The organism is Aminobacter sp. MDW-2 (assembly GCF_014250155.1).
Taxonomy (GTDB): domain Bacteria; phylum Pseudomonadota; class Alphaproteobacteria; order Rhizobiales; family Rhizobiaceae; genus Aminobacter; species Aminobacter ciceronei.
Genome location: NZ_CP060197.1, coordinates 1,180,789 through 1,203,810, shown reverse-complemented (window position 1 = coordinate 1,203,810; position 23,022 = coordinate 1,180,789). Strand labels below are relative to the sequence as shown.

Annotated in this window: 28 protein-coding genes; 16 read left to right on the top strand and 12 right to left on the bottom strand. The window is 64.8% G+C overall.

Annotation, left to right across the window (positions count from 1 at the left end):
• Nucleotides 1-16 precede the first annotated feature (16 nt).
• From H5P29_RS05905 to H5P29_RS05890, 4 genes are all read right to left on the bottom strand, one after another.
• Nucleotides 17-838, bottom strand: a complete 822-nt coding sequence (locus H5P29_RS05905) for a glycoside hydrolase family 16 protein (RefSeq protein ID WP_154386712.1) — start codon at nucleotides 836-838, stop codon at nucleotides 17-19.
• Nucleotides 839-959: 121 nt separating this feature from the next.
• Nucleotides 960-1,361 carry a hypothetical protein gene (locus H5P29_RS05900; RefSeq protein ID WP_067956188.1) on the bottom strand — a complete coding sequence of 134 codons (402 nt, stop codon included), beginning with the start codon at nucleotides 1,359-1,361 and terminating at the stop codon, nucleotides 960-962.
• A 5-nt stretch (nucleotides 1,362-1,366) separates the two neighbouring features.
• Nucleotides 1,367-2,377, bottom strand: coding sequence for a glycosyltransferase family 2 protein (locus tag H5P29_RS05895; RefSeq protein WP_067956187.1), 1,011 nt, complete (start codon nucleotides 2,375-2,377; stop codon nucleotides 1,367-1,369).
• A 301-nt stretch (nucleotides 2,378-2,678) separates the two neighbouring features.
• The gene (locus H5P29_RS05890; RefSeq protein WP_067956186.1) at nucleotides 2,679-2,948 is read right to left on the bottom strand and encodes an exopolysaccharide production repressor protein; all 270 of its coding nucleotides are present in this window, start codon (nucleotides 2,946-2,948) and stop codon (nucleotides 2,679-2,681) included.
• 220 nt (nucleotides 2,949-3,168) lie between these two features.
• On the opposite strand from H5P29_RS05890, the gene H5P29_RS05885 reads away from it, so the two are divergent.
• The 8 genes from H5P29_RS05885 to H5P29_RS05850 all read left to right on the top strand — a co-directional run bounded on the left by H5P29_RS05885 (nucleotide 3,169) and on the right by H5P29_RS05850 (nucleotide 9,958).
• Complete coding sequence (locus tag H5P29_RS05885; RefSeq protein ID WP_154386713.1) at nucleotides 3,169-3,351, top strand: hypothetical protein; 183 nt, start codon at nucleotides 3,169-3,171, stop codon at nucleotides 3,349-3,351.
• Between the two features lie 210 nt (nucleotides 3,352-3,561).
• Entirely contained in the window at nucleotides 3,562-4,236 is a 675-nt protein-coding gene (locus H5P29_RS05880; protein WP_154386714.1) for a sugar transferase, read from the top strand.
• 89 nt (nucleotides 4,237-4,325) lie between these two features.
• Complete coding sequence (locus H5P29_RS05875; protein ID WP_312870922.1) at nucleotides 4,326-5,576, top strand: polysaccharide biosynthesis/export family protein; 1,251 nt, start codon at nucleotides 4,326-4,328, stop codon at nucleotides 5,574-5,576.
• 18 nt (nucleotides 5,577-5,594) lie between these two features.
• A complete protein-coding gene (locus H5P29_RS05870; protein WP_154386715.1) occupies nucleotides 5,595-6,890 on the top strand; it encodes an O-antigen ligase in 1,296 nt (431 codons plus the stop codon).
• 45 nt (nucleotides 6,891-6,935) lie between these two features.
• Nucleotides 6,936-7,142 (top strand): hypothetical protein, encoded by a 207-nt coding sequence (locus H5P29_RS05865; protein WP_067956179.1) that lies wholly within the window; start codon nucleotides 6,936-6,938, stop codon nucleotides 7,140-7,142.
• A 347-nt stretch (nucleotides 7,143-7,489) separates the two neighbouring features.
• Nucleotides 7,490-7,921 (top strand): hypothetical protein, encoded by a 432-nt coding sequence (locus H5P29_RS05860; RefSeq protein ID WP_067956177.1) that lies wholly within the window; start codon nucleotides 7,490-7,492, stop codon nucleotides 7,919-7,921.
• Between the two features lie 188 nt (nucleotides 7,922-8,109).
• Nucleotides 8,110-9,351: an MFS transporter gene (locus tag H5P29_RS05855; protein ID WP_154386716.1), complete on the top strand. Its 1,242-nt coding sequence runs from the start codon at nucleotides 8,110-8,112 to the stop codon at nucleotides 9,349-9,351.
• A gap of 151 nt (nucleotides 9,352-9,502) precedes the next feature.
• Entirely contained in the window at nucleotides 9,503-9,958 is a 456-nt protein-coding gene (locus tag H5P29_RS05850; protein WP_210252529.1) for an SgcJ/EcaC family oxidoreductase, read from the top strand.
• Between the two features lie 3 nt (nucleotides 9,959-9,961).
• Here the strand turns inward: H5P29_RS05850 and H5P29_RS05845 are convergent, their stop codons facing one another.
• From H5P29_RS05845 to hemC, 6 genes are all read right to left on the bottom strand, one after another.
• Entirely contained in the window at nucleotides 9,962-10,672 is a 711-nt protein-coding gene (locus H5P29_RS05845; protein WP_067956171.1) for a glutamine amidotransferase, read from the bottom strand.
• A gap of 6 nt (nucleotides 10,673-10,678) precedes the next feature.
• Nucleotides 10,679-11,158 (bottom strand): TerB family tellurite resistance protein, encoded by a 480-nt coding sequence (locus H5P29_RS05840; protein WP_154386718.1) that lies wholly within the window; start codon nucleotides 11,156-11,158, stop codon nucleotides 10,679-10,681.
• Nucleotides 11,159-11,205: 47 nt separating this feature from the next.
• Nucleotides 11,206-12,786: a heme biosynthesis protein HemY gene (locus H5P29_RS05835; protein ID WP_067956168.1), complete on the bottom strand. Its 1,581-nt coding sequence runs from the start codon at nucleotides 12,784-12,786 to the stop codon at nucleotides 11,206-11,208.
• Between the two features lie 10 nt (nucleotides 12,787-12,796).
• Nucleotides 12,797-14,167: a COG4223 family protein gene (locus tag H5P29_RS05830; protein ID WP_154386719.1), complete on the bottom strand. Its 1,371-nt coding sequence runs from the start codon at nucleotides 14,165-14,167 to the stop codon at nucleotides 12,797-12,799.
• A 121-nt stretch (nucleotides 14,168-14,288) separates the two neighbouring features.
• Nucleotides 14,289-15,005 carry a uroporphyrinogen-III synthase gene (locus H5P29_RS05825; protein WP_154386720.1) on the bottom strand — a complete coding sequence of 239 codons (717 nt, stop codon included), beginning with the start codon at nucleotides 15,003-15,005 and terminating at the stop codon, nucleotides 14,289-14,291.
• On the bottom strand, nucleotides 15,006-15,935 hold the full coding sequence (hemC, locus tag H5P29_RS05820) for a hydroxymethylbilane synthase (protein ID WP_154386721.1): 930 nt from the start codon (nucleotides 15,933-15,935) through the stop codon (nucleotides 15,006-15,008).
• Nucleotides 15,936-16,033: 98 nt separating this feature from the next.
• Here hemC and tsaD point away from each other — a divergent pair, with 98 nt between their 5' ends.
• The 5 genes from tsaD (at nucleotide 16,034) to H5P29_RS05795 (ending at nucleotide 19,544) form a co-directional block, all read left to right on the top strand.
• A complete protein-coding gene (tsaD, locus tag H5P29_RS05815; RefSeq protein ID WP_182574061.1) occupies nucleotides 16,034-17,119 on the top strand; it encodes a tRNA (adenosine(37)-N6)-threonylcarbamoyltransferase complex transferase subunit TsaD in 1,086 nt (361 codons plus the stop codon).
• Entirely contained in the window at nucleotides 17,116-18,099 is a 984-nt protein-coding gene (locus H5P29_RS05810; RefSeq protein ID WP_154386723.1) for an NAD(P)H-dependent glycerol-3-phosphate dehydrogenase, read from the top strand. The genes tsaD and H5P29_RS05810 overlap by 4 nt, the downstream gene beginning before the upstream one ends.
• A gap of 23 nt (nucleotides 18,100-18,122) precedes the next feature.
• Entirely contained in the window at nucleotides 18,123-18,419 is a 297-nt protein-coding gene (locus H5P29_RS05805) for a YciI-like protein (protein WP_154386724.1), read from the top strand.
• A 22-nt stretch (nucleotides 18,420-18,441) separates the two neighbouring features.
• The gene (locus H5P29_RS05800; RefSeq protein ID WP_154386725.1) at nucleotides 18,442-18,876 is read left to right on the top strand and encodes an EVE domain-containing protein; all 435 of its coding nucleotides are present in this window, start codon (nucleotides 18,442-18,444) and stop codon (nucleotides 18,874-18,876) included.
• Between the two features lie 68 nt (nucleotides 18,877-18,944).
• A complete protein-coding gene (locus H5P29_RS05795; RefSeq protein ID WP_154386770.1) occupies nucleotides 18,945-19,544 on the top strand; it encodes a methyltransferase in 600 nt (199 codons plus the stop codon).
• A 91-nt stretch (nucleotides 19,545-19,635) separates the two neighbouring features.
• Here the strand turns inward: H5P29_RS05795 and gcvA are convergent, their stop codons facing one another.
• Nucleotides 19,636-20,553, bottom strand: coding sequence for a transcriptional regulator GcvA (gcvA, locus tag H5P29_RS05790; RefSeq protein ID WP_067956146.1), 918 nt, complete (start codon nucleotides 20,551-20,553; stop codon nucleotides 19,636-19,638).
• 134 nt (nucleotides 20,554-20,687) lie between these two features.
• Between gcvA and H5P29_RS05785 the strand changes: the two genes are divergently transcribed.
• A complete protein-coding gene (locus H5P29_RS05785; protein ID WP_246670868.1) occupies nucleotides 20,688-20,939 on the top strand; it encodes a hypothetical protein in 252 nt (83 codons plus the stop codon).
• A gap of 84 nt (nucleotides 20,940-21,023) precedes the next feature.
• On the opposite strand, the gene H5P29_RS05780 is transcribed toward H5P29_RS05785, so the two are convergent.
• Nucleotides 21,024-21,491 (bottom strand): L,D-transpeptidase, encoded by a 468-nt coding sequence (locus tag H5P29_RS05780; RefSeq protein WP_154386771.1) that lies wholly within the window; start codon nucleotides 21,489-21,491, stop codon nucleotides 21,024-21,026.
• Nucleotides 21,492-21,702: 211 nt separating this feature from the next.
• Here H5P29_RS05780 and H5P29_RS05775 point away from each other — a divergent pair, with 211 nt between their 5' ends.
• Both H5P29_RS05775 and H5P29_RS05770 read left to right on the top strand, forming a co-directional pair.
• Nucleotides 21,703-22,386: a response regulator transcription factor gene (locus tag H5P29_RS05775; RefSeq protein ID WP_067956144.1), complete on the top strand. Its 684-nt coding sequence runs from the start codon at nucleotides 21,703-21,705 to the stop codon at nucleotides 22,384-22,386.
• A gap of 126 nt (nucleotides 22,387-22,512) precedes the next feature.
• Entirely contained in the window at nucleotides 22,513-22,968 is a 456-nt protein-coding gene (locus tag H5P29_RS05770) for a cyclic nucleotide-binding domain-containing protein (protein WP_067956143.1), read from the top strand.
• Nucleotides 22,969-23,022: the final 54 nt, after the last annotated feature.

The following is a 23,022-nucleotide window of genomic DNA, read 5'->3' as shown; positions in this document are numbered from 1 at the left end:
CCTGGGTATCTGCCCGTCATTTCAGGGTGCACGCGACCGAGCCCTCGAACTGGCAAGCTTCGCCCGGGGCGGTGAAGGCGACGCGATCGACCGCCATGCTCACCGGCTTGCCGGGATCGGTGAACTCGCCCATCCATTCGCGCAGCGTGCCGGTGCCCCACAAGCTGAAGAATATCTTCTGCGGGTTGCTCGGCAGCTGGGTAGGATCGGTCACCTCATGCACCAGCTGGCCGTTGACATACCAGCGCAGCCGCTCCTTCTCCCAGACGAAGGCATAGTCGTTGAAACCCTGGTCGGCGCCGCCGGGCACGTCGACAAGCTTCTCGTCATTGGACTTGCCGCCGACATAGGCGTTGACCTGCACCTTCGAGGGATCCTTGGTCAGGACCTCGAAGTCGATCTCGTCATGCGGCTTTTTGTGCACCGGGCCGATATAGGTGAAAAAGGCGGCATTCAGGCCCGAGCCGGTACCTGTCTTCATCCGCGCCTCATAGGTGCCGTAGCCGAAACGTTCCTTGGTCTGCACCTCGCCGCAGGAATAGTCGCGGTTCTTCAATGGCTTCTTCTCGAAGCTCAGGACCAGATTGCCGTCGGCAACCTTGACCTGGTTCTTCGACCAGGTGCAGTTCTGGTGCTTGCCGTTGTTCCAGCCGTCCGAGATGAACCAGCGCGAAGCGGTCAGCGTGTCGAAGGTCTCAACGAAGGACTTGCCGGTGGCCTCCTGCGCCACGGCACCACCCGACATACCCAGCAGGCCGGCAAGTGTGACCGACACTGCCAACGCAGCGGTACTGCCGAGAGGTCGGCACGCGCTGTAGTCCCTAACGTTCGCGTTCATAGGTCATCCTTGTGTCTTCGCGCCTCCCGCCCGGAAACCGCATTGCCACACCGGCCGGAGATGCTCCCAGCCGGACGAAATCCTCCCATCCTCCCTGATGTCAGGCCCTGTCGCCTCGGGCCTAGAACTGGCGCAGGGCCTCCCCTTGCGCCAAACGTGCCGATGATTCCTCGTCGGTCTCGCGACCTTCATCGGCAAAAATGTCCAGCGAATGACGAAGCCCAGCGACGAAATCCTTTTGCCGTCCGAGCGCCTCGATCCGTCTCAGACAGGCCTTGAGCGATTCTGTCATCTGGTCCATCTCACGCGCCCGCAGCACGGAAACCGCTGAATTTTCCATGGCTTCGACAAGGAAAGCAGCATTGGCCGAGACCGCCTCGTAGCGGTTGCGGATGCCGGTTCGTTCCGCCTCGATGCCGGCGGCGAGTTCGTCCAGCGCCCGCGACAGCTGGCCGAAGCGCGCCTCGTCGGTCTGCCGGTCGCGGTCGGGGCTGCGGGTGCGGAATGCAAAGATCGATGCCATGCGCCCTACCCCGCCTTCGCGGCCGAGCCGGCCATCAGGTAGCGTGGACGTGCAGCGCCACTTTCCATCGCCGACGGATTGCGACGGCGCAGCAGCTCGAGCTTGTCGAATGCCGCCCCTTTGGTCACGGCCGACAGGTTCGTCGGCGAGGCGAAGGCAAAGCCCATCGCACCGGAAAGCCCGCCACTGGCCTTGAGATCGAGGAAATGTCGCAGCCGATATTTGTCGCGCACATGCCGCTCATGGCGGCGCAGGACACGTCGCTGTCCGGCTGTCAGACCGGCAAGCGCCAGAAGATCGAGATCGGCATCGGCCAGCCGCCTCAGGTCCTCGGTACGATGCTGGCCGCTCAGCGAATTGGACCGGACCACCGCGCAATAGCCGCAGGAGCGGATCAGCTTGAAGCAGGCACCGAAAGCCAGGGCCCGGGCATAGAGCGCATAATCCTCGCCGAGGCGCAGCTGCTCGTCATAATGCAGGCCGTGCTCTGTGAGCATGGCGCGCCGCATCACCGGCTTGAGAAAACCCAGCTCGCCGCGCCGGGCGCCGCGCCGGGAAATGTTGCCGGCGACGAAGCCGACAAGGTCGAGCTCGGTCGGATCGGCTGCGAACTGCTCGATGCTGCCCGACAGCACGTCGCGCACCGAGGCGTGTTCGGCAAAGACGATGTTGTCGGCGACGAGATCCCAGTCATCGCCGTCCACGAGCTTCGCGAACCGTCCCGGCAGGAAGAAGTCGTCGGCGTCGAGAATGCTGATCAGCGGCGCCCTGGAGTGGCGTATTGCCATGTTACGGGCAAAGGACGGGCCGCGATTGACGTCGAGCCGCAGCACCAGAAGCCTGCCGCTGCCGTCATCGGCGGCGCGCGCCACCGCCTCGGTCGCATCGGTCGAAGCGTCGTCCACGACGACCACCTCGGCCACCTCCGGCTCCAGCAGAGCGGAGGCAATGGCCGTCGTGATCGTTTCGGCTGCGTTGCGCGCAGCAATGATGACACAGACGTCGGTTCCGCTCACGTCGGTTGCCTTTCGTCATAGCCCGCCGACGCAAGAGCTATATTGCACCTGCTAACAAGGGAACCCCAACTTTTGTTACGGCGATTCACGGGAGGCGCTACGGGCACCGGCAACCGCCATCGGCAAGCCGCGGCTTTCCAAGGGCTGCAGGCAGCTTCGTCCGATCACATATGACGGTTTCATCACACCGAGACCGCCAAGGCCGCCTTCGGATTGGCAGCGTCGCGTCTTGCTTACATATACGGGCAGGACGGCAGCGATTCTGCCGGAACAGGCGGCCGCTCACGCCGATCTTGTCGGTCTAGTGAGCGCTGCCTTTCGGGGTCAGGTCGTCGGCTGGAACAGTGGCGGTACCTTCAGCCGCGGTCTTCGACTTGCCGGTTTCCACCGGTTTCGGCCCGGCGCGCGCCACCATTGCCAGCACGACGAGAAAGTATCCGACCTGAAGAACAACCGCGCATATCACCGCGCGCAGCAAGATCGTGCCCCAGCCGGCAGCATCCATGTAGGACCACAACGCCACGACAGCGATGACCATCGCCATGCCGAACACGAATTTGGGTAAAGTCATGTCAGCTGATCGTCAGGCCGGAGGCATCGGCACTGATTTCGTCGCCATGTTGCTTGCAACTCCCCTTGCCCTGAAAGCTTCCGCCCGTGTCCGTTCCTTCGTTTTATTTTGATGCCGGCGCGGCCCCAGCCGGTCGGCGCGAAGAACGTCATTCCACTATATTGACCCGCCCAACTGTCAGCAAGCGGAGCCTCTTGGAGAGCGAGTCTAGACGGCAAAGATGAATGCTGCATTGCACCGTCCGGCGATGCCCCAAGTCGAAACGATTTTTGCCTTTGATGGCGTTATTTCAGAAATTTCTGCGATATCAGCCGCCTGTAACAATATGCTCGTATCTCTTGACGCACTTTGTTCGACTAAACAGCAGCATGACGAAGATATAATTCCAGGCATTTCCACCTGATGGACTGGATTGATTCTGCATACGCATTAATCTTGAGGACACAAAACTGTCGCAATGGACTCTTTTTGTGCAGGCCATGCACGGTTCTTGGACATCTACTGGCGCAAATATTTCACGCGTCAAAAAAACGTGTGTTGCGGCGCAGCATACCAATCCTATCCTGACACGGGGCGATTCTGGGGCGATTTATCGACCAATTGGAGTTGCAGCATGAGGGATCTAGCCAAGTCGAGCAGCTTGGAGTTTCCACATATGGCCGCCGACCTTCCTCCGCTCGGTGGCGTGGCCAAGCGCGGATTCGACATCGTCGGTGCCGGTCTCGGCATCGTCGCGCTGAGCCCGTTGTTCCTGCTCATCGCACTACTGGTGAAAGTCTCCGACGGCGGCTCGGTCTTCTACGGCCATCGCCGCATCGGCCGCGGCGGCCGTATCTTCCAGTGCCTCAAGTTTCGCACCATGGTTCGAGACGGCGATGCAGTTCTGGCCGCTCATCTGCGCAACGATCCTGAGGCGCGGGCCGAGTGGGAGGCAACGCGCAAACTCAAGGACGATCCGCGCGTGACCCGCGTCGGCACCGTGCTGCGCAAGCTCAGCCTCGACGAGCTGCCGCAGATCATCAACATCCTGCTCGGCGACATGAGCATCGTCGGCCCGCGCCCGGTGGTCCGCGACGAGCTCGAATACTACGGCAAGGCCGTCGTCTTCTACCTCAAGTCCCGGCCGGGTCTCACAGGACTGTGGCAGGTCAGCGGCCGCAACGACGTCTCTTACGACAGCCGCGTGGCCTTCGATCGTCACTATGTCGAGAACTGGTCGCTCGTCGAAGATATCCGCATCATCCTGAAGACGGTTCCGGCCGTCTGCATGTCGCGCGGCAGCTACTGATCCTGCCGCAATCGGGCTGCGCCGGCGCGCGCGGCCACTCCCAGCCGCGCATCCCCGGAGATGTCGCGGCACAGGAATGGACGATACCGTTGAACACCATCAGCACTCCCAAGCGCGCAAAGCGCCTGCTCGGCATGGGCGCCGCGCTCTGTCTTGCCCTCGCTTTCGCGACAACCCTGGCCGCAGCCGAGGACTACAAGCTCGGCACCCAGGACAAGCTGACAATCCGCGTCGTCGAATGGCAGACCGTCGAAGGCGCCTTCCGCGACTGGTCCTCGGTCAGCGGCGACTACACGGTCGGCCCCTCCGGCAAGCTGTCGCTGCCGTTCGTCGGTGAGACCGAAGCCGCGGGCAAGACGACGGCCGAGATCGCCGAGACCATCGGCAAGACCCTGCAGGACAAGTTCGGCCTGTCCGATCGCCCCGAGGCTTCGGTCGAGGTCGCGCAGTTTCGCCCGTTCTACATCTCCGGCGACATCCAGAGCCCCGGTCAATATGCCTATGCGCCCGACCTCACCGTGCTCAAGGCGGTCAGCATCGCCGGCGGCATGCGTCGCGGCGCCGACGGCGCCCGCACCGAGCGCGACCTCATCAACGCCGAAGGCAGCCACGCCGTGCTGTCCGACGAGCAGCTCCGCCTGATTGTGACGCAGGCGCGCATCGACGCCGAACTCACCGGCAAGACCGAATTCGCCGCCCCAAAGGACATCGCCTCCTTGCCTGGGGTGGACGGCATGGTCGCCAACGAGACCGCCATCATGGCCTCGCGCCAGAAGAAGCTCACGCTCCGGCTGCAGGCGCTCGACAACCTCAAGGGCCTGCTCGAAAGCGAGATCGTCTCGCTCGGCCAGAAGGCCGAGACGCAGAAACGCCAGGTCGAACTCGCCAGAAAGGAACTCAGCGGCATCGACACGCTGGCGCAGAAGGGGCTCGTCGTGAACACACGCGTGCTGTCGACCGAACGTTCGATCGCCGAGATGGAAGGCAAGATCCTCGACCTCGAGACCGCCACGCTGCGTGCCAAGCAGGACGTCAGCAAGGCCGAGCAGGAAGCGATCGATCTCAGGAACAACGCCGAATCCGAACTCGCCGTCGAGCGCCAGAAGACTGTCGGCGAGCTCAATGCGGTGACGCTCAAGCTCGGCATGCAGAAGGGACTGATCGCCGAAGCCGGCGGCACGGCGTCCGCGGCAGCCGGCATCGAGCAGCCGACGTCCTTTGTCCTCGTCCGCAAGGGCAGCGATGGCAAGAGCAAGGAAATCACGGCTGCCGAGGACACGTCCATCCTGCCCGGCGACGTGATCAAGGTCGTGCGGTCGGGTAGCCCGCTCGTCCAGTAGTTGATCGGGTCAGACGCGATGCGGATCAGCAAGTCGTCACTGGTCGAACCCGGCCGCAACACGCTCTACGGCGCGTTCGCGGTCGCCGTCTCGTTCTTCGTCTTCGCCTATTCCTTCCGCATCGGCCAGATCTCGATCCTGATGTATTACGCGGTGTGGCTGCCGCTGGTGCTGGTCGACTACCGTTTCACGCTCGGCCGCCTTGCCCGGTCGCCGCAACTCCTGGCCTTCGCGTTCTTGGCATGCCTGTCCTATTTTTGGTCAGACGCGCCTGACGTCACCTTGCGCGCAGCCCTCCAGTACCTCACACATGTCGTCTGCGCCGTTATCGCCGCCCGTGTCATCGATGCGCGCACCTTGTGCATCGGCGCCATCGCAGGCATCGCCGTCATTCTCGGTTATTCGATGCTGCAGGGCGGCTATGTCTACGACGCGCTCGACGGCAGCTACAGCTTCGTCGGCGCCTTCGGCTCCAAGAACCAGCTCGGCTTCTACGCCTCGCTGGGCGTGCTGCTGGGCTGCTATTTCGCGCTGTTCCTGACCCGCAGCCGCATCGCTCGCCTCCTTGCGCTCGGCGTCGTCGCCCTTTCGGCCGCGTCGCTGGTGCTGTCGCAATCGGCGACATCGATGCTCGCCACGCCCGCGGCCATAGCCATGGTCGTCGCCATCGCCGGACTGGAGGCATTCTCGCCGATACATCGCCGGATCTTCTTCGCCGCCGGCCTCGCGCTTGCCGGCACGGCAGTGCTGGCCGCCCTCAATTTCGGCGCGGCCGACATGGTGCTCGGCGCCTTCGGCAAGGATTCGACGCTGACTGGCCGCACCTATCTCTGGCAGCAGGGCATCGATGCGGCGGCCAACACGCCGCTGCTCGGCGTCGGCTATGCCGCCTACTGGGTGCAGGGCTTTTCCGAGGCCGAGCGGCTGTGGAACGAGTTCTACATCCCCGCCCGCACCGGCTTCCACTTCCACAACACCTATATCGAGGCGCTGGTAGAAACAGGCTATGTTGGCGCGGTCATGATCGTGCTGCCGCTGCTCGCCATCCTCAGGCTCTGCATCGCGCGCCTTTTGTCCGACGGCGACTGGACCGAAGCCCTGCTGCAGACCGGCCTGCTCGCGCTCTTGGTCATTCGCTCGTTCTTCGAGGTGGATATCCTCCAGCCCTACGTCATCGGCTCGTTCCTGCTCTACTACTGCTGGGCCCGCGCCAAGGAGCCGGCGGCGCTGCGACGGCCCGCTTCGGCAGCGGACTGGCGCCCGCCGTCGCCTTCGATGCCGTCGAACGGCATCGGTCCAGGCATCCAGGCGTAACGCAGCCTGCCCGCACCAGCCTTCTGTCAAATCCTGGTCGACGTCATGGAACTGTCGGTCGTTTCGGGAATTGAATCAGCTGATATCGCTGGAGCCGACATCATGCCGACACCACTTCAACCGCAACGCCCCGAAAAAGGCGAACAGCGCATAGAACTTTATTTCGTCGCGGCCACGATGCTGGCGATGGCAACAACGATGCTCCACACCAACGCCACTGCTTTTGTCCTGGTGCTGCATCTGTTGCAGTGACCAGCGTCCCCAGTTGTCGGCGTCCAGGCACCGAACCGGCCTTGCAATGCAACTGCCGCCCAACAGGCAGTATCGGCGGACGCGGTCGTTGCGTGGCACGCCCTGATCTCAGGAGTCATCGATGGATTGGACAGACTGGTTCTATCTTGCCGTGGTGTTCGGGGCGTCGAGCGCAGTGCTGTGGATGATGGGCGCCTGATCGGCGACACCCGGCTTTACTCTCTGCCAGCACCTGCCGTCCGACGTCACCCGAAACGGCATTTTCGCGGAACCGAAACCGGCCCGGTCGGTTTGTCACCTGGGCGGCGGCCAGAAATTTGAGAGGCCAGGAATTCGAGAGGAAAGAGATGAAACATGCACATGCTATCGCGATCCTGATCGCGTCGGCAACGCTGGCGGTACCCGCCGCCGCCGAGGACGCCGCCAAGCCGGCTGCGCAGCTGGATAGGTCCACGACGGCCAGTACCGGCGCAATGGCCGATCTCGCAACCGTCATGTCGGCCATCGAAGCCAGCCGGAGCACTGCAACCGCGATCCAGGCCATGACGACCGTCGGCAGCGTCCGTGTCGTCAAGGTTTCCGACATCGTCAGCCCCGGCGACAAGCAGGCACTGGACAAGGCCGTGTCGGACAACGAGGCCGATATCACCGGCGTGCAGGCCGCGATCATGGCCAACAGCGCGCTGAAAAAGCAGATCGACGCCAACACGGTCGACACCTCGGCCATCTTGGCCGCCAGAATCGCCGAAGATGGCGCGGTGACGGTCTTCGTCAGGTAGCAAAGCTGGCCGGGACCATGCGGCGTTGGCCCGGTGGCGTGATGTGCCGGGCCACGCTGGCCAGCCGACCCGGAAAATCTTGATCCAGCTGATTTTGTCCGCCCGCCCGTCCGCAAACTGCGCTATGCAGCGCGTGTCGGCTGGCGCGATCCGGACCGGCGCCGCAACAGGTGCATTCGCCCGCCCCGATGACATCCCAGACCGCCACGGCACCTGAACAGCGTTTCGCCGCCTTCCGCCATGGCGCGTTCTCGCGCTACTGGGTGGCTCGCTTCCTGGGTACCTTTTCGACGCAGATCATCTCGGTCGGCGTCGGCTGGCAGGTCTATGACCTGACACGCGACCCTTTCGACCTCGGCCTCGTCGGCATCATCCAGTTTGCCCCAGCGTTGCTGCTCGTGCTTGTCACCGGCGTCGTGGCCGACCGTTTCGGCCGCAGGCTGATCATGGGCCTGTCCGCCCTGGTCGAGGCCGCCTGTGCGGCGGCACTGCTGGCGCTGACCTACCACGGCCTTGCAAGCCCGTTGCCGATCTTCGCCGTGCTCGTCGTTTTCGGCATTGCGCGTGCCTTCTTCGGTCCGGCCTCGGCGTCGTTGGTCGCCAACCTCGTGCCATCAGAGGACTTCGCCAACGCGGTCGCCTGGAACTCGTCGGCCTGGCAGACCGCGACGATCGTCGGCCCGGTCGCCGGCGGCCTGCTCTACGGCCTGTCGCCCGAGATCGCCTATGGTGCGGCCGCCGTCCTGATGCTGGCATCGACGGCGTTGATCTTCTCCATCCCCAGGCCGGTCCAGCGCAGCGAGACCGACAAGCCGTCGGTCGAGACGCTGTTCGCCGGCTTCCGCTATATCTGGGGCGAAAAGGTCGTGCTCGGCGCCATCTCGCTCGACCTCTTCGCCGTGCTCCTGTCCGGCGCCGTGGCGTTGCTGCCGGTCTATGCGCGCGACATTCTCGACCTCGGGCCGTGGGGCCTCGGCCTGCTCCGCGCCGCCCCCGGCGTCGGCGCCATCATCGTCGCCGTCTGGCTCGCCGGGCACCCGATCCGCGACCATGCCGGCAAGGTCATGTTCGTCTTCGTGGCGCTGTTCGGCGTCGCCACGGCGGTCTTCGGCATCTCGACGATCCCCTGGGTCTCCATATCGGCACTTGCGCTGCTCGGCGCCACGGACATGGTCAGCGTCTACATCAGGGAAACGCTGATCCAGCTGTGGACGCCCGACCATGTCCGTGGTCGCGTCAACGCGGTCAACGGCGTCTTCGTCGGCGCCTCCAACGAACTCGGCGAATTCCGCGCCGGCACCATGGCCGCTCTGATCGGCACCGCGCCCGCCGTCGTCTTCGGCGGCATCGGCGCCATTGCCGTTGCCGGCATCTGGGCCTGGACGTTCCCTGCCTTGCGCAAGGTCAGGCACCTCGACCGGCACGTCTGACCTTTCCATTGCCCGGTTGCTTTGCCGGCGTTGCAAACGTCGCAACGTATTCATACATTCTTCTACATCGGTCAGGGGATCGCGATGCTTGCCCCGCCTGATCACCGCAAGAAGAACACTGCGCGAGCCCTCAGAATAGTTCGGAATGACCATGTCCAATGTGAATGACAACGACCTCGCCTTGATCAACAAGCTGATCACCGAAGTCGAGCGCTCGCAGAACGAACGCTCGGCGGACGATTTCCTCGCCCTGTTCCGTCCCGACGCCGTCTGGGTCACCGCCTTTGGTCGGCGGTTCAGCAACAAGGCCGAGATTTCCGACTTCGCCCGCAAGGTGTTGACCCCTGACCTGGGCGACCAGTATGCCCGCTACGACGTCGCTCATGTCACGATGCTGAGCCCCGACGTGGCCGCGGTGAATGTCCGCCAGCGCCCGATCCACAAGGACGGCACGCCTATCGAAGGCGAACTCGAAGGTTCGCCGCTCTATGTGCTGGTCAAGGAGAACGGACGCTGGATGGTCGGCGCCGGACAGAACACCAAGGTACAGGCAGCGGCAATCGACACCCAGCAGAGCGAAATCGACGCCCGCGAGGGCAAGAAGTAAGCCTCAGCCCTTGGCCGGTTCGCCGAAGATCCTGACCAGGAATTCGTCGAGCCAGCGCTTGAGATGCATGTCCCAGATCAGCCGGCCGCCGAGATGGTCGCGGCCGGGCTGGGCGCCTGGCAAGACGAAGCGTTCGGCGCCGCGCACCACCCAGCGCTGCATCATCACCCGCGTCAGTTCGGCATGGAACTGGATGCCCCAGGCATTGTCGCCATAACGGAAGGCCTGATTGGGATAACTCTCCGACGACGCCAGCAGCACGGCATCCCCAGGCAGCGAAAAGCCCTCGCGGTGGAACTGGTAGACCATCTCGGGCCAGTGCATCAGCTTGCGGCCTTCCTCGGTCGCCTTGATCGGATACCAGCCGATCTCGACAAGCCCCTCGCCATGCCCTTCGACCTTGCCGCCGAGATGATTGACCAGCATCTGGGCGCCGAGGCAGATGCCGAGGAACGGACGGTTTTCCTTGAGCGGCACCGCCAGCCAGTCGGTCTCGCGTCGAACGAACTCATCCTGGTCGTTGGCGCTCATCGGGCCGCCGAAGACCACGGCGCCGGCATGCCCGTCGAGCGTGTCGGGCAAGGGATCGCCGAGCGGCGGCCGGCGGATGTCGAGTTCGAAGCCGTTCTCGATCAGCACATGGCCGACGCGGCCGGCACTCGAATGCTCCTGATGCAGCACCACCAGTATCTTGGGTCGCGCCTTGCCCGGCATTTACAGCTACTCGTCCGCTTCGGGTCCGATCTGGCGCTGCGCCTTCTGAGCCGCCTTACGCTTGGCCTCGACGCGGTCGCGGCTTTCCACGCCGATCAGTTCGGCGATGCGCCAGATGGTGTTGTCCTCCATCTCATGCAGCTCGCCGTCGGCATAGACGATTTCCCACATCATGCCGATGAAGTCCTTGCGCGCCTGGTCGTCGAGGTTGCGCTTGAGCACGCTGGTGAAGGCATAGAGATCGATCGCTTCGTTGTCGGCCTGTTCGCCGGCCTTGACCAGCCGGTCGAGCTCGGCGCCCGAAATGCCGTAGCTCTGGCTCAGCAACTGCTTGACCCGCTCCCATTCGACGTCCTGCCGGTCGCCGTCGGCGTCCATGACATGGTACATCAGCGCCGCCGCGGCAACGCGCGGATCGTCCTCGCAGCTCGCCTTGGACCCTGCCGCCGGCAGGTCCTTCAGAAACGAAATCATGCGTTCGAACATCGTCGGTTCCTGTTTGGGCCAAGCCTAGATCTAGGGTCGAGCTGAAATCAAAACAAACGGAACCGCTTCTGGGCGTTTTCCCGCTCCACTTCCGGATCGACGCCGGGGTCGTCGGGCAAGCGGATCGGTTCGGCCATGTCATCCTCGTCGGTCAGGGTCGCGCCGTCGGTCGCCGGCGGCACCGCGCGCGGGGGCACGGGCTGCACTGCCGCAGTCTCCTGCGCCACCTCGTCCTCGACGATCACGTCGACGATGTCGTCGCCGGCGGGCTGCGCTGCCGGAATGCTAGGGATCGACACCCGCTCGTTCGGCTCGTCGTCCTGCTCGATCAGGTGGCCGAGCCGCTCTTCCGGCGCCTTCCATTCGAAAGCGTCGAGCCGGCCGGTGACGGGTGAGAACGGCGCCCAGCGTTCGGAGACCACGCCGTCCGCCACCCAGGCCGGGTCGCGCGGCGCGCGCACGGCCCGCGACAGCCACTGTCGCACCTTGCCCTGGTCGCCACCTTGGGCTTCCTCGATGTCGGCGAGCAAAAGATAGGCACCCTCGCGCGGCTGCATCCGTGCGGCGGCCTCGGCCTCGGAGCGCGCCAGCTTGTAATCCTGTGCTTCCAGTGCCGCCCGCGCCACGGCGAGCGAGGATTCCGGATGGTTCTGCTTCAGCGATTGCAATTTCTTTGCCCGCGCCAGCCGGTCGAGCACGGCATCGCCTGGGCGACCATGGACGTAGAGCTCGGCGATGTCGGGCAGCGGTTCCGCCTTCCACGCCGTCTCCAGCACCTTCGAGCCCTTGCGCACGTCGTTCTGGCGGAACAGCGCCTTTGCGGCAATTGCAGCCGCCGGACCGAAACCGGGCCGCAGCCGATTGGCCTCAAGCGCTGCGGTCCGCGCCGCATTGAAATCGCCTTCGAACAGCGACATCGCCTTGGCGGTCAAAAGCACCGCGCGCTTGTTGTTGGCAACGTCGCGCTCGATCTGGCGCGTCGACTTCTGCGCGTCGATCAGCGCCAGCGCGCCGTCCCAGTCGCCGCGTTCGCACTTTTCCTCGAGCGTCGAATCCGCCGCCCAGCCGAGCTGCGGCGCAAGGCCGGCGGCGCGGCCGGCATAGTGGCGTGCAGCGGCCCGGTCGCCGAGCCGTTCGGCTTCGAGATAGAGCCCGCGCAGGCCGAGCAGCCGCATCTCGGGATCGTCCAGCATCGCCTCGAACTTCTGCCGCGCCGTGTCGTGGTCGCCCTCCAGCAGCGACGCCTGGGCATCAAGCAGCAGGATCAGCGGCTCCTGGTCGGAGTTGATCAGCTTGGCGGCTTCCTTGTTCTTCTTGCGCGCAAGTGCGGCGTCGCCCGCTCCGGCGGCGATCATGCCGGTCGACAGCGCCTGATAGCCGCGGTCGCGCCGGCGGGCGCGAAAATGCCGGGCGATGGTGAAAGGGCTATTCCAAACCGCTTTGGTGAGCCACCAGGTCAACATCGTTGCCGCAACGATCGCGGTGATCGCCACCGCTGCCACCATCAGGCTGACCTTGTACTGGTAGCCGCTGAAGGTCACGACCATGTCGCCGGGACGGTCGGCCAGCCAGGCAAAGCCCAGCCCGAGCGCAAAAACGATGGCCAGATAGAACAGGATACGGATCATCTGGCGTCCCTCATGCCTTCATCGCGCCGGCGACAAGCTTGTCGACCAGCGTTTCGACATCTAGCCGCGCCTTAAGCTTGGCAACGAAGTCGGCGCCCGCAGCCTTCGCCGTCTCGGGCAGCGTGTCATATTCGGCCAGCGCCTTGGCGAAATCGCCCTGGTTGACCGCCACCTCCATGCGCGCCACCGTCTCCGGCACGCCGGTGCCCTCGACCGCCCCGATCGGCCGCACCTGAACCAGTTGCTCGGCGCTCGACACCAGCCGTTCGAGGATGCCGGCATCCTCGTTGACCGGCTTGGCTGCAGCGATCATCGCATTCGCCGCCGCATCGGTTTCGGTCACGATATCGGCGCGTGTCGGCACGCCCTTTTCGGCATGAGCCCTCAGGGCCGCCAGTTCCGGCGCCTCCGGGGAAATCGCGGCGAAAGTTTCGAGCTCGGCGCCGAAGCCCGCGCCCCGGTCGACAGCCGCCTTCAACGCCGAAGCGGCGATCGCCAGCGCGATCTTGGGCTGCGACGCCTGTGCGTCGACCTTCGAAGTGAGCGCGGAGATGGACTGCTCCAGCGTCGCGATCTTGCCGTCATCGACCGTCGCCGCCTCGCCCGCCGACTTCAGCGCCGCGTCAAGGCCGCTGACGCGCTCGGTGAGTGCTGCGATCTCGCTCGAAGCGCCGTTGTTCTGGCTGAGCGAGGCCACGGCAGTTTCAACCTGCGCGATGCGGCCGTCGAGCGTGGCAAGGGCCTCATTCGACCCGGCCTGGCCGGCCGTCGCTTTCAGCGCCTCGATGTCCGACTTCACCTGCTGGACGGCAGCGGCGAGGCCGTCGACGTCACCCTTCAGCGCCGCACCGCCATTGGCGGCAGCACCGAGATCGGCCAGCTGCGACTTCAACGAGGCGATTTCGGCCTGCATCTGTCCATTGTCACCGGTTCCGGTACCCGGCGCACCCAGCACGCCGGCATATTGCAGCCCACCGGCCACCAACAGCGCGATCACGCCGCCGGCCAGGCCCGGCAACAGCCCGGATGCTGATTGACGATTCGATGATGCAGCCGAGGCTGCATCACTTGTAGCCCGCGACCCGGCCGAACTCGACGAAGCAGCACGCGACGGCGCCTCGGCCTTGGGCGTTTCGGCCGGCTTGTCGTTTTCGAAGCTGTAGTCATAGGAGGCATAGGCGCTGTCTGCCTTCGCCGCCGTCTCCTCAGACGGCGTCTCTGCCGAGGTCAGGGCTTCTTCGCCGGCCGTCGCTGCGACCGCCTCCGTCTCAGCGTCAGGCTTGGCGGCCTCTTCTACGCGCGACACCGCGCCCGGCTCCAGTTCGATCGTCACCGGATCGCGATGCGTCTTCGAATGGCGCGTCTTCGGCGTCTTGACCATGCTGGGGGCTCCGCGATTTCGTTGGCATAAATCCCGCGGCAGATGCGGGTTCGAAGATCAAAAACCAGTAACACCCACCGTCCCGCGAAAAAAGGCCGGTTGATGGCAAGTAGCCTTTCCGTCAGTCGGGATCGCCGAGAAGCGCCAGCAGCGCATCCTCATTGGGATCGCGCGCGACCTCGACCCTGATCCCGCCGACCAGCGCCGAAGCGATGCGGCCGGACAGGCAAAGGCAACGCGCGTTGCGCATCAGGAAATCCGCCTCGGCGTGCATTTCCATCAGCGAACCGAAGGCGGCTGCGGCGCGCGCCGAGTAAACGAGCACGGCGTCGATTGGTTGCCCGCCAAGCTGCTGGCGCACGAAGGAAGGGGCCGGATTGAGCGCGACTGTGTCATAAGTTTCGATCGGCACTACCCGCACCCCGTTGATGCCGAGACGACGTTCGAAGTCCGGCATCCGTACCCGGCCGCACAGATAGACAACCGTCGCCTTGCCGAGTTCGATTGCTATCATGTCGGCGAGCGCGGCAGCGTCGCCAGGACCTTCGTTGACGGAGTAGAAGCCGGCTTTGCGCGCGCTTTCCGCGGTCCTTGCGCCAACGGCGTGACAGGGCAGGCCCCGCAGTCGCTCGACAAGCCCGCTCGGCGCGTGTCGCAATGCGTTAGCGCTTGTCACCGCGATCGCCGTCGCGCCGGACGGGACGCTTTCACGCGCCACCGGCAGCGGTCGCGTTTCGGAAAGTGGCAAAAGCACAGGCTCGAAGCCGAGCGCCTCGAGGCGCCGCGCGGTGCGGGTTGCGCCGGGTTCCGGCCTCGTCACCAGCACCCGCTGTGCCATCTAGCTCCATCCCTCGAAGAATGTGGTGCCGGCCCGTGCCCGCACCTCGTCGCCGGCATTCCGGCCGATCTCGGCGGCATCCGCCGCCCGGCCGTCGGCCTTGGCCTCGTGCCACAGCGTACCATCCGGGGTCAGGATAAGCCCGGCGAAAGACAGCCTGTCGCCGTCGATCTCGGCATATCCGGCGATCGGCGTGCGGCAAGAGCCGTCGAGTGCGGCCAGAAACGCCCTTTCGCAGGCCAGAGCCTGCCCGGTCGGCTTGTGATCAATCGCCTGGAGCATGTTGGTGACAGCAGTATCGCCAATGCGGCTCTCGATGCAGATGGCACCCTGCCCGGGGGCCGGCGGGAAGGCGTCGAGCGCCATCAGATCCGTGATGACCTCTTCGAGCCCAAGCCGGCGCAGACCGGCATTGGCGAGGATCGTGCCCTCGGCCACCCCCTCGTCAAGCTTCCTCAGGCGGGTCTGCACGTTGCCGCGGAACATCACCACGTCGAGGTCGGGCCGCATGCGTCGGATCAGCGCCTGTCGCCTGAGCGACGAGGAGCCGACGACGGCACCTTGCGGCAGTTCCATGATGCTGGGTGCCGCGCGGCCGATGAACGCATCCCTTGGGTCCTCGCGCGGCAGGAACGCCGACAATTCGAGCCCGTCGGGCAGCTGCGTCGGCATGTCCTTGGACGAATGCACGGCGATGTCGATCTCGTCGGCATACATCGCCTCTTCCAGTTCCTTGGTGAACAGCCCCTTGCCACCGGCGAGCGACAGTGGCCGGTCCTGGATGCGGTCGCCGCTGGTCGAAATCGTCACGATCTCGAATGCCTCTTCCGGCAGGCCGTGCGCTGCCATCAGCCGCGCACGCGTCTCGTGCGCCTGGGCGAGCGCCAGCAGGCTGCCGCGGGTTCCGATTCTCAAGGCTCTAGTTTGCATAGCGCTTGGTCCGTGATAACCCCGCGCTGGCGGGGCGGTCCCGTACCTCCTATCTAGGAAATTACCACCGGGCAATCATGCAGGGTAGCGACCAATTGATCCGTGTTCTTGGCATCGAGACAAGCTGCGACGAAACCGCGGCCAGCGTCGTTGCGCTCGAATCCGGGCAGCCGCCGCGCATCCTGTCGAACACGGTATTCAGCCAGATCGACGAGCACGCGGCCTTTGGCGGCGTCGTGCCGGAGATCGCCGCGCGCGCCCATGTCGAGGCTCTCGACGGCATCGTCGAGGCGGCGCTCGAGGATTCCGGCGTTGCCCTTGAAGACATCGACGCCATTGCCGCCACGGCCGGTCCCGGCCTCGTCGGCGGGCTGATCGTCGGGCTGATGACGGCCAAGGCGATTGCCGCTTCAGTGGGCAAGCCGCTGATCGCCATCAACCATCTCGAAGGCCACGCGCTGACGGCGCGGCTCACCGACGGCCTCGCATTTCCCTACCTCTTGCTGCTCGTCTCCGGCGGCCACACCCAGATCGTCCTGGTCAAGGGCGTCGGCGACTATCAGCGCTGGGCGACCACCATCGACGACGCGCTCGGCGAAGCCTTCGACAAGACCGCCAAGATGCTGGCCCTGCCTTATCCAGGTGGCCCCAATGTCGAAAATGCAGCCCAGTCGGGCGACGCTTCACGCTTTGTCTTCCCGCGCCCGATGAAGGGTTCGGCCCAGCCTGATTTCTCCTTCTCCGGCCTCAAGACCTCGGTGCGCCAGGCAGCAACATCGGTGGCACCCCTCAGCGACCAGGACGTCGCCGACATCTGCGCCTCCTTTCAGGCAGCCGTCACTGATACGCTCGGCGACCGTGTCAAGCGCGCGCTGGCCCGCTTCCGTGACGAGTTCCCCGACACCGCAGCCCCGGCCCTCGTCGTCGCCGGCGGGGTCGCCGCCAACAAACAGATCCGCGCCATGCTGGAAAAGCTCTGCGCCAAAAACGGCTTTGCCTTCATCGCGCCACCGATGGCGCTGTGCACCGACAATGCTGCAATGATCGCCTGGGCCGGCATCGAGCGCCTGCGCGCCGATCTCGTCGAACCCAACGCATTCGATTTTGTACCGCGCTCGCGCTGGCCGCTGGACAGCGTGTCAGCCCCGGTCGTCGGTTCCGGCAGGCGGGGAGCCAAGGCATGAGCGCATACAAGGTCACGGTTCTCGGCGGCGGCGCCTGGGGCACGGCACTTGCGCTCGCCATGCTGCGCGCCGGCCATGCCGTCACGCTCTGGGCCCGCGACACAGACAGCGTCACGGCGATCGCCAAGGGCACCAACCCACGCTATCTCGCCGGCATCGTCTTCGAGACAGGCATCGCCGCCACAACCGACCTTGCCCAGGCGCTTGCCGGCACCGATTGCGTGCTGGTCGTCACCCCGGCACAGGCCCTGCGCAGCGTGCTGACCGAGGTCAAGCCGCATATCGCCGACGATGTTCCGCTGGTGCTCTGCGCCAAGGGTATCGAGCGCGACACCGGCCGCCTGCTGTCCGACATCTCCAGCGCAATCTTGCCCGACAATCCCGTGGCCGCACTGTCCGGCCCGAGTTTCGCCACCGACGTCTCGCGTGGACTCCCCACCGCCGTCGTCGTCGCTGCCGAAGACGAGGCGCTGGCCTCGGCTCTGGCGGTGCGCTTCTCGGCAGCCAACCTGCGCTGCTATTCCAGCGACGACCTGATCGGTGTCGAAATCGGCGGTGCGCTGAAAAACGTCTTTGCCATCGCCGCCGGTGCCGTCACCGGGGCCGGTCTCGGCGCCTCGGCCCAGGCAGCGCTGGTCACCCGTGGCTTCGTCGAACTGCGCCGCATCGGCGCCGCCTTCGGCGCCCGCCCCGAAACGCTGATGGGCCTGTCCGGCCTCGGCGACCTGATGCTGACCTGCTCGTCGGTGCAATCGCGCAATTTCGCTTATGGCGTGGCACTCGGCAAAGGCGAAGAGCTTGCCGGCCGCCCGCTCGCCGAAGGTGTCGCCACTGCCCACATCGCCGCCCGCATCGCCCGTGAGCGTGGCCTCGACGCGCCGATCATCGAGGCGGTCGCTGCCCTGCTCGACAATGCCATTACCATCAACGAGGCCGTCGCCGGGCTGATGACCCGCCCGCTGCGCGCCGAAGCCGACTGAACGTCCAAATCGAGAGGGACAACATGCTTTTCGCACTGATCTGCAAAGACAAGCCGAACCATCTCCAGGTCCGCCTCGACGCACGGCCCGACCATGTCGCCTTCCTCAACGACCTCAACGCCAAGGGCGCGCTGAAATTCGCCGGCCCCTTCCTTGATGCCGACGGCAAGCCGGATGGTTCGCTCGTCGTCATCGAAGCCGCTGACGCGGAGGCTGCCCAGGCAGTCGCCGGCACCGACCCCTACGCCAAGGCCGGCCTGTTCGAGAGCGTCCAGATCCGGCCGTGGAACTGGGTCTTCAACAACCCGGCCAGCGCCTGACCACAAGCCAAGAGGGGACGAGATGAGCGAGAAGAAATACTGGCTGTTCAAATCCGAGCCGTTCAAATTCTCCTTCGAGATGCTGAAGGCCAAGGGCAAGGAAGGCACGCAGTGGGACGGCGTGCGCAACTACCTCGCCCGCAACAACATGCGCGCCATGCAGATCGGCGACCTCGGCTTTTTCTACCACTCCAATGAGGGGCTCGAAGTCGTCGGCATCGCCGAGGTCTGCGCGCTCGCCCATCATGACACAACGACTGAAGACCCGCGTTGGGAGTGCGTCGACATCCGCTACCACAGCCCGGTCCCCAAGCCGGTGACCCTTGCAGACGTCAAGGCCAATCCGAAGCTCGAAAAGATGGCGCTTGTCACCTCGATGCGCCTGTCGGTCCAGCCGGTGACCGCTGACGAGTGGCAGGAAGTCTGCCGCATGGCCGGGCTCGACAAGGCGCCGTGACGACGGCTTCCCCGACACACCTGACATCAGAGGGTGCCGCAAGCTTCATCCGCGCCAACACGGCGCTGATGCGGCCGCCGCATGTGCCCGAAGTCGCGCTCCATCTCGCCGACGAAGCGCATGACCTCTGGCACCGTACCGAGGAAGAGCTGTCCGAGATCGGCCTGCCGCCGCCCTTCTGGGCCTTCGCCTGGGCAGGCGGCCAGGGTCTGGCGCGCTACGTACTCGATCACCCCAAGACTGTTGCCGGCAAGCGCGTGCTCGACTTTGCCTCCGGCTCGGGTCTCGTCGCCATCGCTGCGATGAAGGCGGGGGCTGCAAACCTTACAGGCGCCGACATCGACCCGTTCTGCGAGACGGCGATCCGGCTGAATGCCGAGGCCAATGCCGTTGAGGTCGGCTTCCTCGGCGCCGACCAGGTCGGGCGCGACGACGGCTGGGATGTCGTCCTCGCCGGCGACGTCTTTTACGAAAAGCCTTTCGCCGACCGGCTCGTGCCGTGGTTCGAAGCGCTTCGGTCCCGCGGCGCCGACGTGCTCGTCGGCGACCCCGGCCGCTCCTACCTACCCAAGGACCGGCTGCAAAAGCTCGCCACCTACGAGGTGCCGGTCACCCGCGCCCTCGAGGACGCCGAGGTCAAGCGCACCACCGTCTGGCGATTTGCCTGAACCGAGCTCCCTGCGATCGTCATCCCGGGCGATCGGGTCCGGATAACCCTACGCTGCGCTCCGGTTTCCGGGATGACGTGAATCGACGCACTCAAATCTCCGTCTTCGCCGCCTCCTCGATGATCCAGTCTCGGAACGCCCCGATGCGCGGGTCGCCCTCCGACGTCTTGGGATAGACCAGGAAATAGGCGAACTCACGCGACACCCGGATGCCCAGGTCGAATGGCCGGACCAGCCGCCCCTCCGACAGGTCGTTGGCGACCATGGCGAAATCGGCAAGCGCCACGACGCTGCCGTCGATCGCCGCCTGTACCGCGTCCGACGAGGTGGTGAAGACGATGGCGCGGCTGTCGTCGAAATCGTCGACGCCGGCAGCTGCCATCCACATCCGCCAGTTCGGCCAGGTCACGCCCTGCTGCGACCACTCGATATGCACCAGTGTGTGGTGGAACAGGTCGCGCGGCACCTTGAGCGGCGGCCCGGATGCCAGGAGCCGCGGGCTGCACACCGGGATGATCATGTTGTCGAACAGCCGGTCGGCGCGCAGGCCGGGATACTTGCCCATGCCGAAGCGGATCGCCACATCGACATCGTCGAGGTCGAAGTCGCGCACCTCGTAGCTGATGTCGAAACGCAGCTCGATGTCGGCATGCAGCTTGCGGAACCCGTCGATGCGTCGCATCAGCCATTTCGAGGCGAATTGCGCGTCGAGCGTCACCTTGAGCAGCGCCGTGCCGCGGCTGAGCTTGCGCGCCCGCGACACCGCGCGGTTGAGCACGTCGAGCGCATCGACCGAAGCGTCGACCAGCGCCGATCCTGCCTCGGTCAGCCTGATGCTCCGACTGGTGCGGGTGAACAGGGTGACGCCGAGCTGGTCCTCGATTTCCTTGATCTGGTGGCTGACCGCAGCCGGCGTCAGGCCGAGCTCGTCGGCGGCGCGGGTGAAATTCAGATGCTTGCCTGCGGCCGCCAGCGTTCGCAAAGCACGTGTCCCAGGTACGAAGCGCATTGCCGGATCTTCAAATTTGGTTTGATGGTCGAGAAAGAACTACTCGTTTCTCTTTTGCCTTTCAGCACTGCATCATGAGCCCAGTTCAACCAATGTCAAACCGGATTTGATGTCCGGACGAAACGGAAATGACCATGTCCACCGCTGTCTTGAGAACCACCTTTGTCCAGCCGTCGCGGCTGCAGCCGGTTTTCGACTGGCTTCGCCAGATGCGGGCAGCACTCAACGTGCCGGCGCCGCAGGATGCGGCCGAGCTGTCGGACCATTATCGCCGCGACACCGGTATCGCCCAAAAGGATATCGCCAGGGCCGTCGATGCGGATCTCGGCCGTCTCGGCCTGCTCGACATCGGCTGGCAGCAGCCCCGCCGCCTGAACCGTCACTGATTCCCATCTCCCAAGCTCACTCTGGGAGCACGCTCGGCCCGAGGATCATGTCTCCCGATCTTCGGGCCGCTTTCTGTGCAGTGACTAGCGCACCACCTTCAGCACGGTCCGGCGCGACAGTTGCGGCAGAAGCCGCGCCATCACCTGCGCCGTGACCGCGACGCAGCCTTGCGTCGGCGTGAAACCCGGCCGCGCCAGGTGGAAGAAGATAGCGCTCCCGCGCCCGCGCCGGCGGGGCCGGATGTTCCAGTCGAGCACCAGGCAAGCATCGTAGAGGTTGTCGTCGCGCTTCATCCGCTCATGGCTGGCGCCGTAAGGTATCTTCACCGGCCTGTTGTAGTTGCGGTTGTCCGGCACCTCGCACCAGCCGAGATCGGCGCCGATCGGGCTCATAGGCAGGCGGCTCTGCCCCGCCACGAACTGGTCGCGGCGGAAATAGCCCATCAACAGCCGCATCGACGCCAGCGGCGTGCCGCCGTCGCCCTCGCGCTTGCTCGCGGTGATGCCGCCGCGCCCCAGCGCGCAGGGAAACACCAGCCCGCCGACCTGCATCAGCCCCTTGGTCGGGTCGCCGGGCTTGGCCCGCACGACGATTGTCGAAATGCCATTTCGCAAAAATGCACCCGCCCCAATTACGCCTTTGATTTTTCTTGTATGATCGCCTTGCGGAACAAATCACTACCGCTGAAAGTTGTGGCGATCAGCTTCCGCATTCGATTGCCGCGGTCAACTGAATACTGATTTTGAAACAACGGATTGATCCATGACCTCACGCACCATCCTCATCGTCGACGATGACGACGATCTGCGCAGCACATTGGTCGAACAGCTGGCGCTTTACGAGGAGTTCGAAGTCCTTGAGGAAGCGACGGCGGCCAAGGGCGTCAACGCGGCGCGCGCCGGCCTCATAGACCTGCTGATCATGGATGTCGGCCTGCCCGACATGGATGGGCGCGAGGCGGTCAAGATCCTGCGCAAGGGCGGCTACAAGGCGCCGATCATCATGCTGACCGGCCACGACACCGATTCCGACACCATCCTCGGCCTCGAAGCCGGCGCCAACGACTATGTCACCAAGCCGTTCCGCTTCGCCGTCCTGCTCGCCCGCATCCGCGCCCAGCTGCGCCAGCACGAGCAAAGTGAGGACGCCACCTTCTCGGTCGGGCCCTACACGTTCAAGCCGAGCCAGAAGCTTCTCATCGACGCCCGCGGCGGCAAGGTCAGGCTGACCGAAAAGGAAGCCTCGATCATCAAATATCTCTACCGTGCCGACCAGAAAGTGGTCACCCGCGACGTCCTTCTCGAGGAAGTCTGGGGCTACAATTCGGGGGTCACGACGCACACGCTGGAAACCCATGTCTACCGGCTGCGCCAGAAGATCGAGCGCGATCCTTCCAATGCTGAAATTCTTGTGACAGAAAGCGGCGGATACAAGCTGGTCCCCTGACTGGTTTGCTGAATCGCCCCAAAATCAGCTTTGGTTTTCGGGGGGATAAGCGGAATATGTTGTTAGTTTGGAACGGGGAACCGGCTAACAACGGGAGGGGAGCCAGTCTGAGAAGTCGGGGACATAATGGCGCTGGATGACGACATCCGCATCCTGTCCGGCGTGAGGCTGTTTGAGGGCTTCACACAAGAACAGCTGCGTTTGCTGGCCTTCGGTGCGGAGAATGTGAACCTCCCCGCCGATCGCAAGCTCTACCGCGAGGACGACGAGGCCGATTCGGCCTATGTCGTGATATCGGGACGTATTGCGCTTTACCGCGAGACCGACGGCGTGCGCGCCGATCTTGGCTCCGCCGGGCCCGGCTCGATGCTTGGCGAGCTCGCCCTCATCGCCGACACCAGGCGCCTGACCAGTGCCGCTGCCGCCATCGATTCGGAAATCATCCGGCTAAACCGCAAAATGTTCCACCGCATCCTCGAGGAATACCCCGAACTCGCAGAGCGGCTGCACCAGCACATCCTCGAAGACCTCCAGGACATGATCGCCCGCATCGAAAGCATGGCGCCGCGATTCGGGAAGTAGTCGGCCAGCCGTCAATTCATTTCGGCCAGCTGGGCACGGCCGGATCGGGCCAGG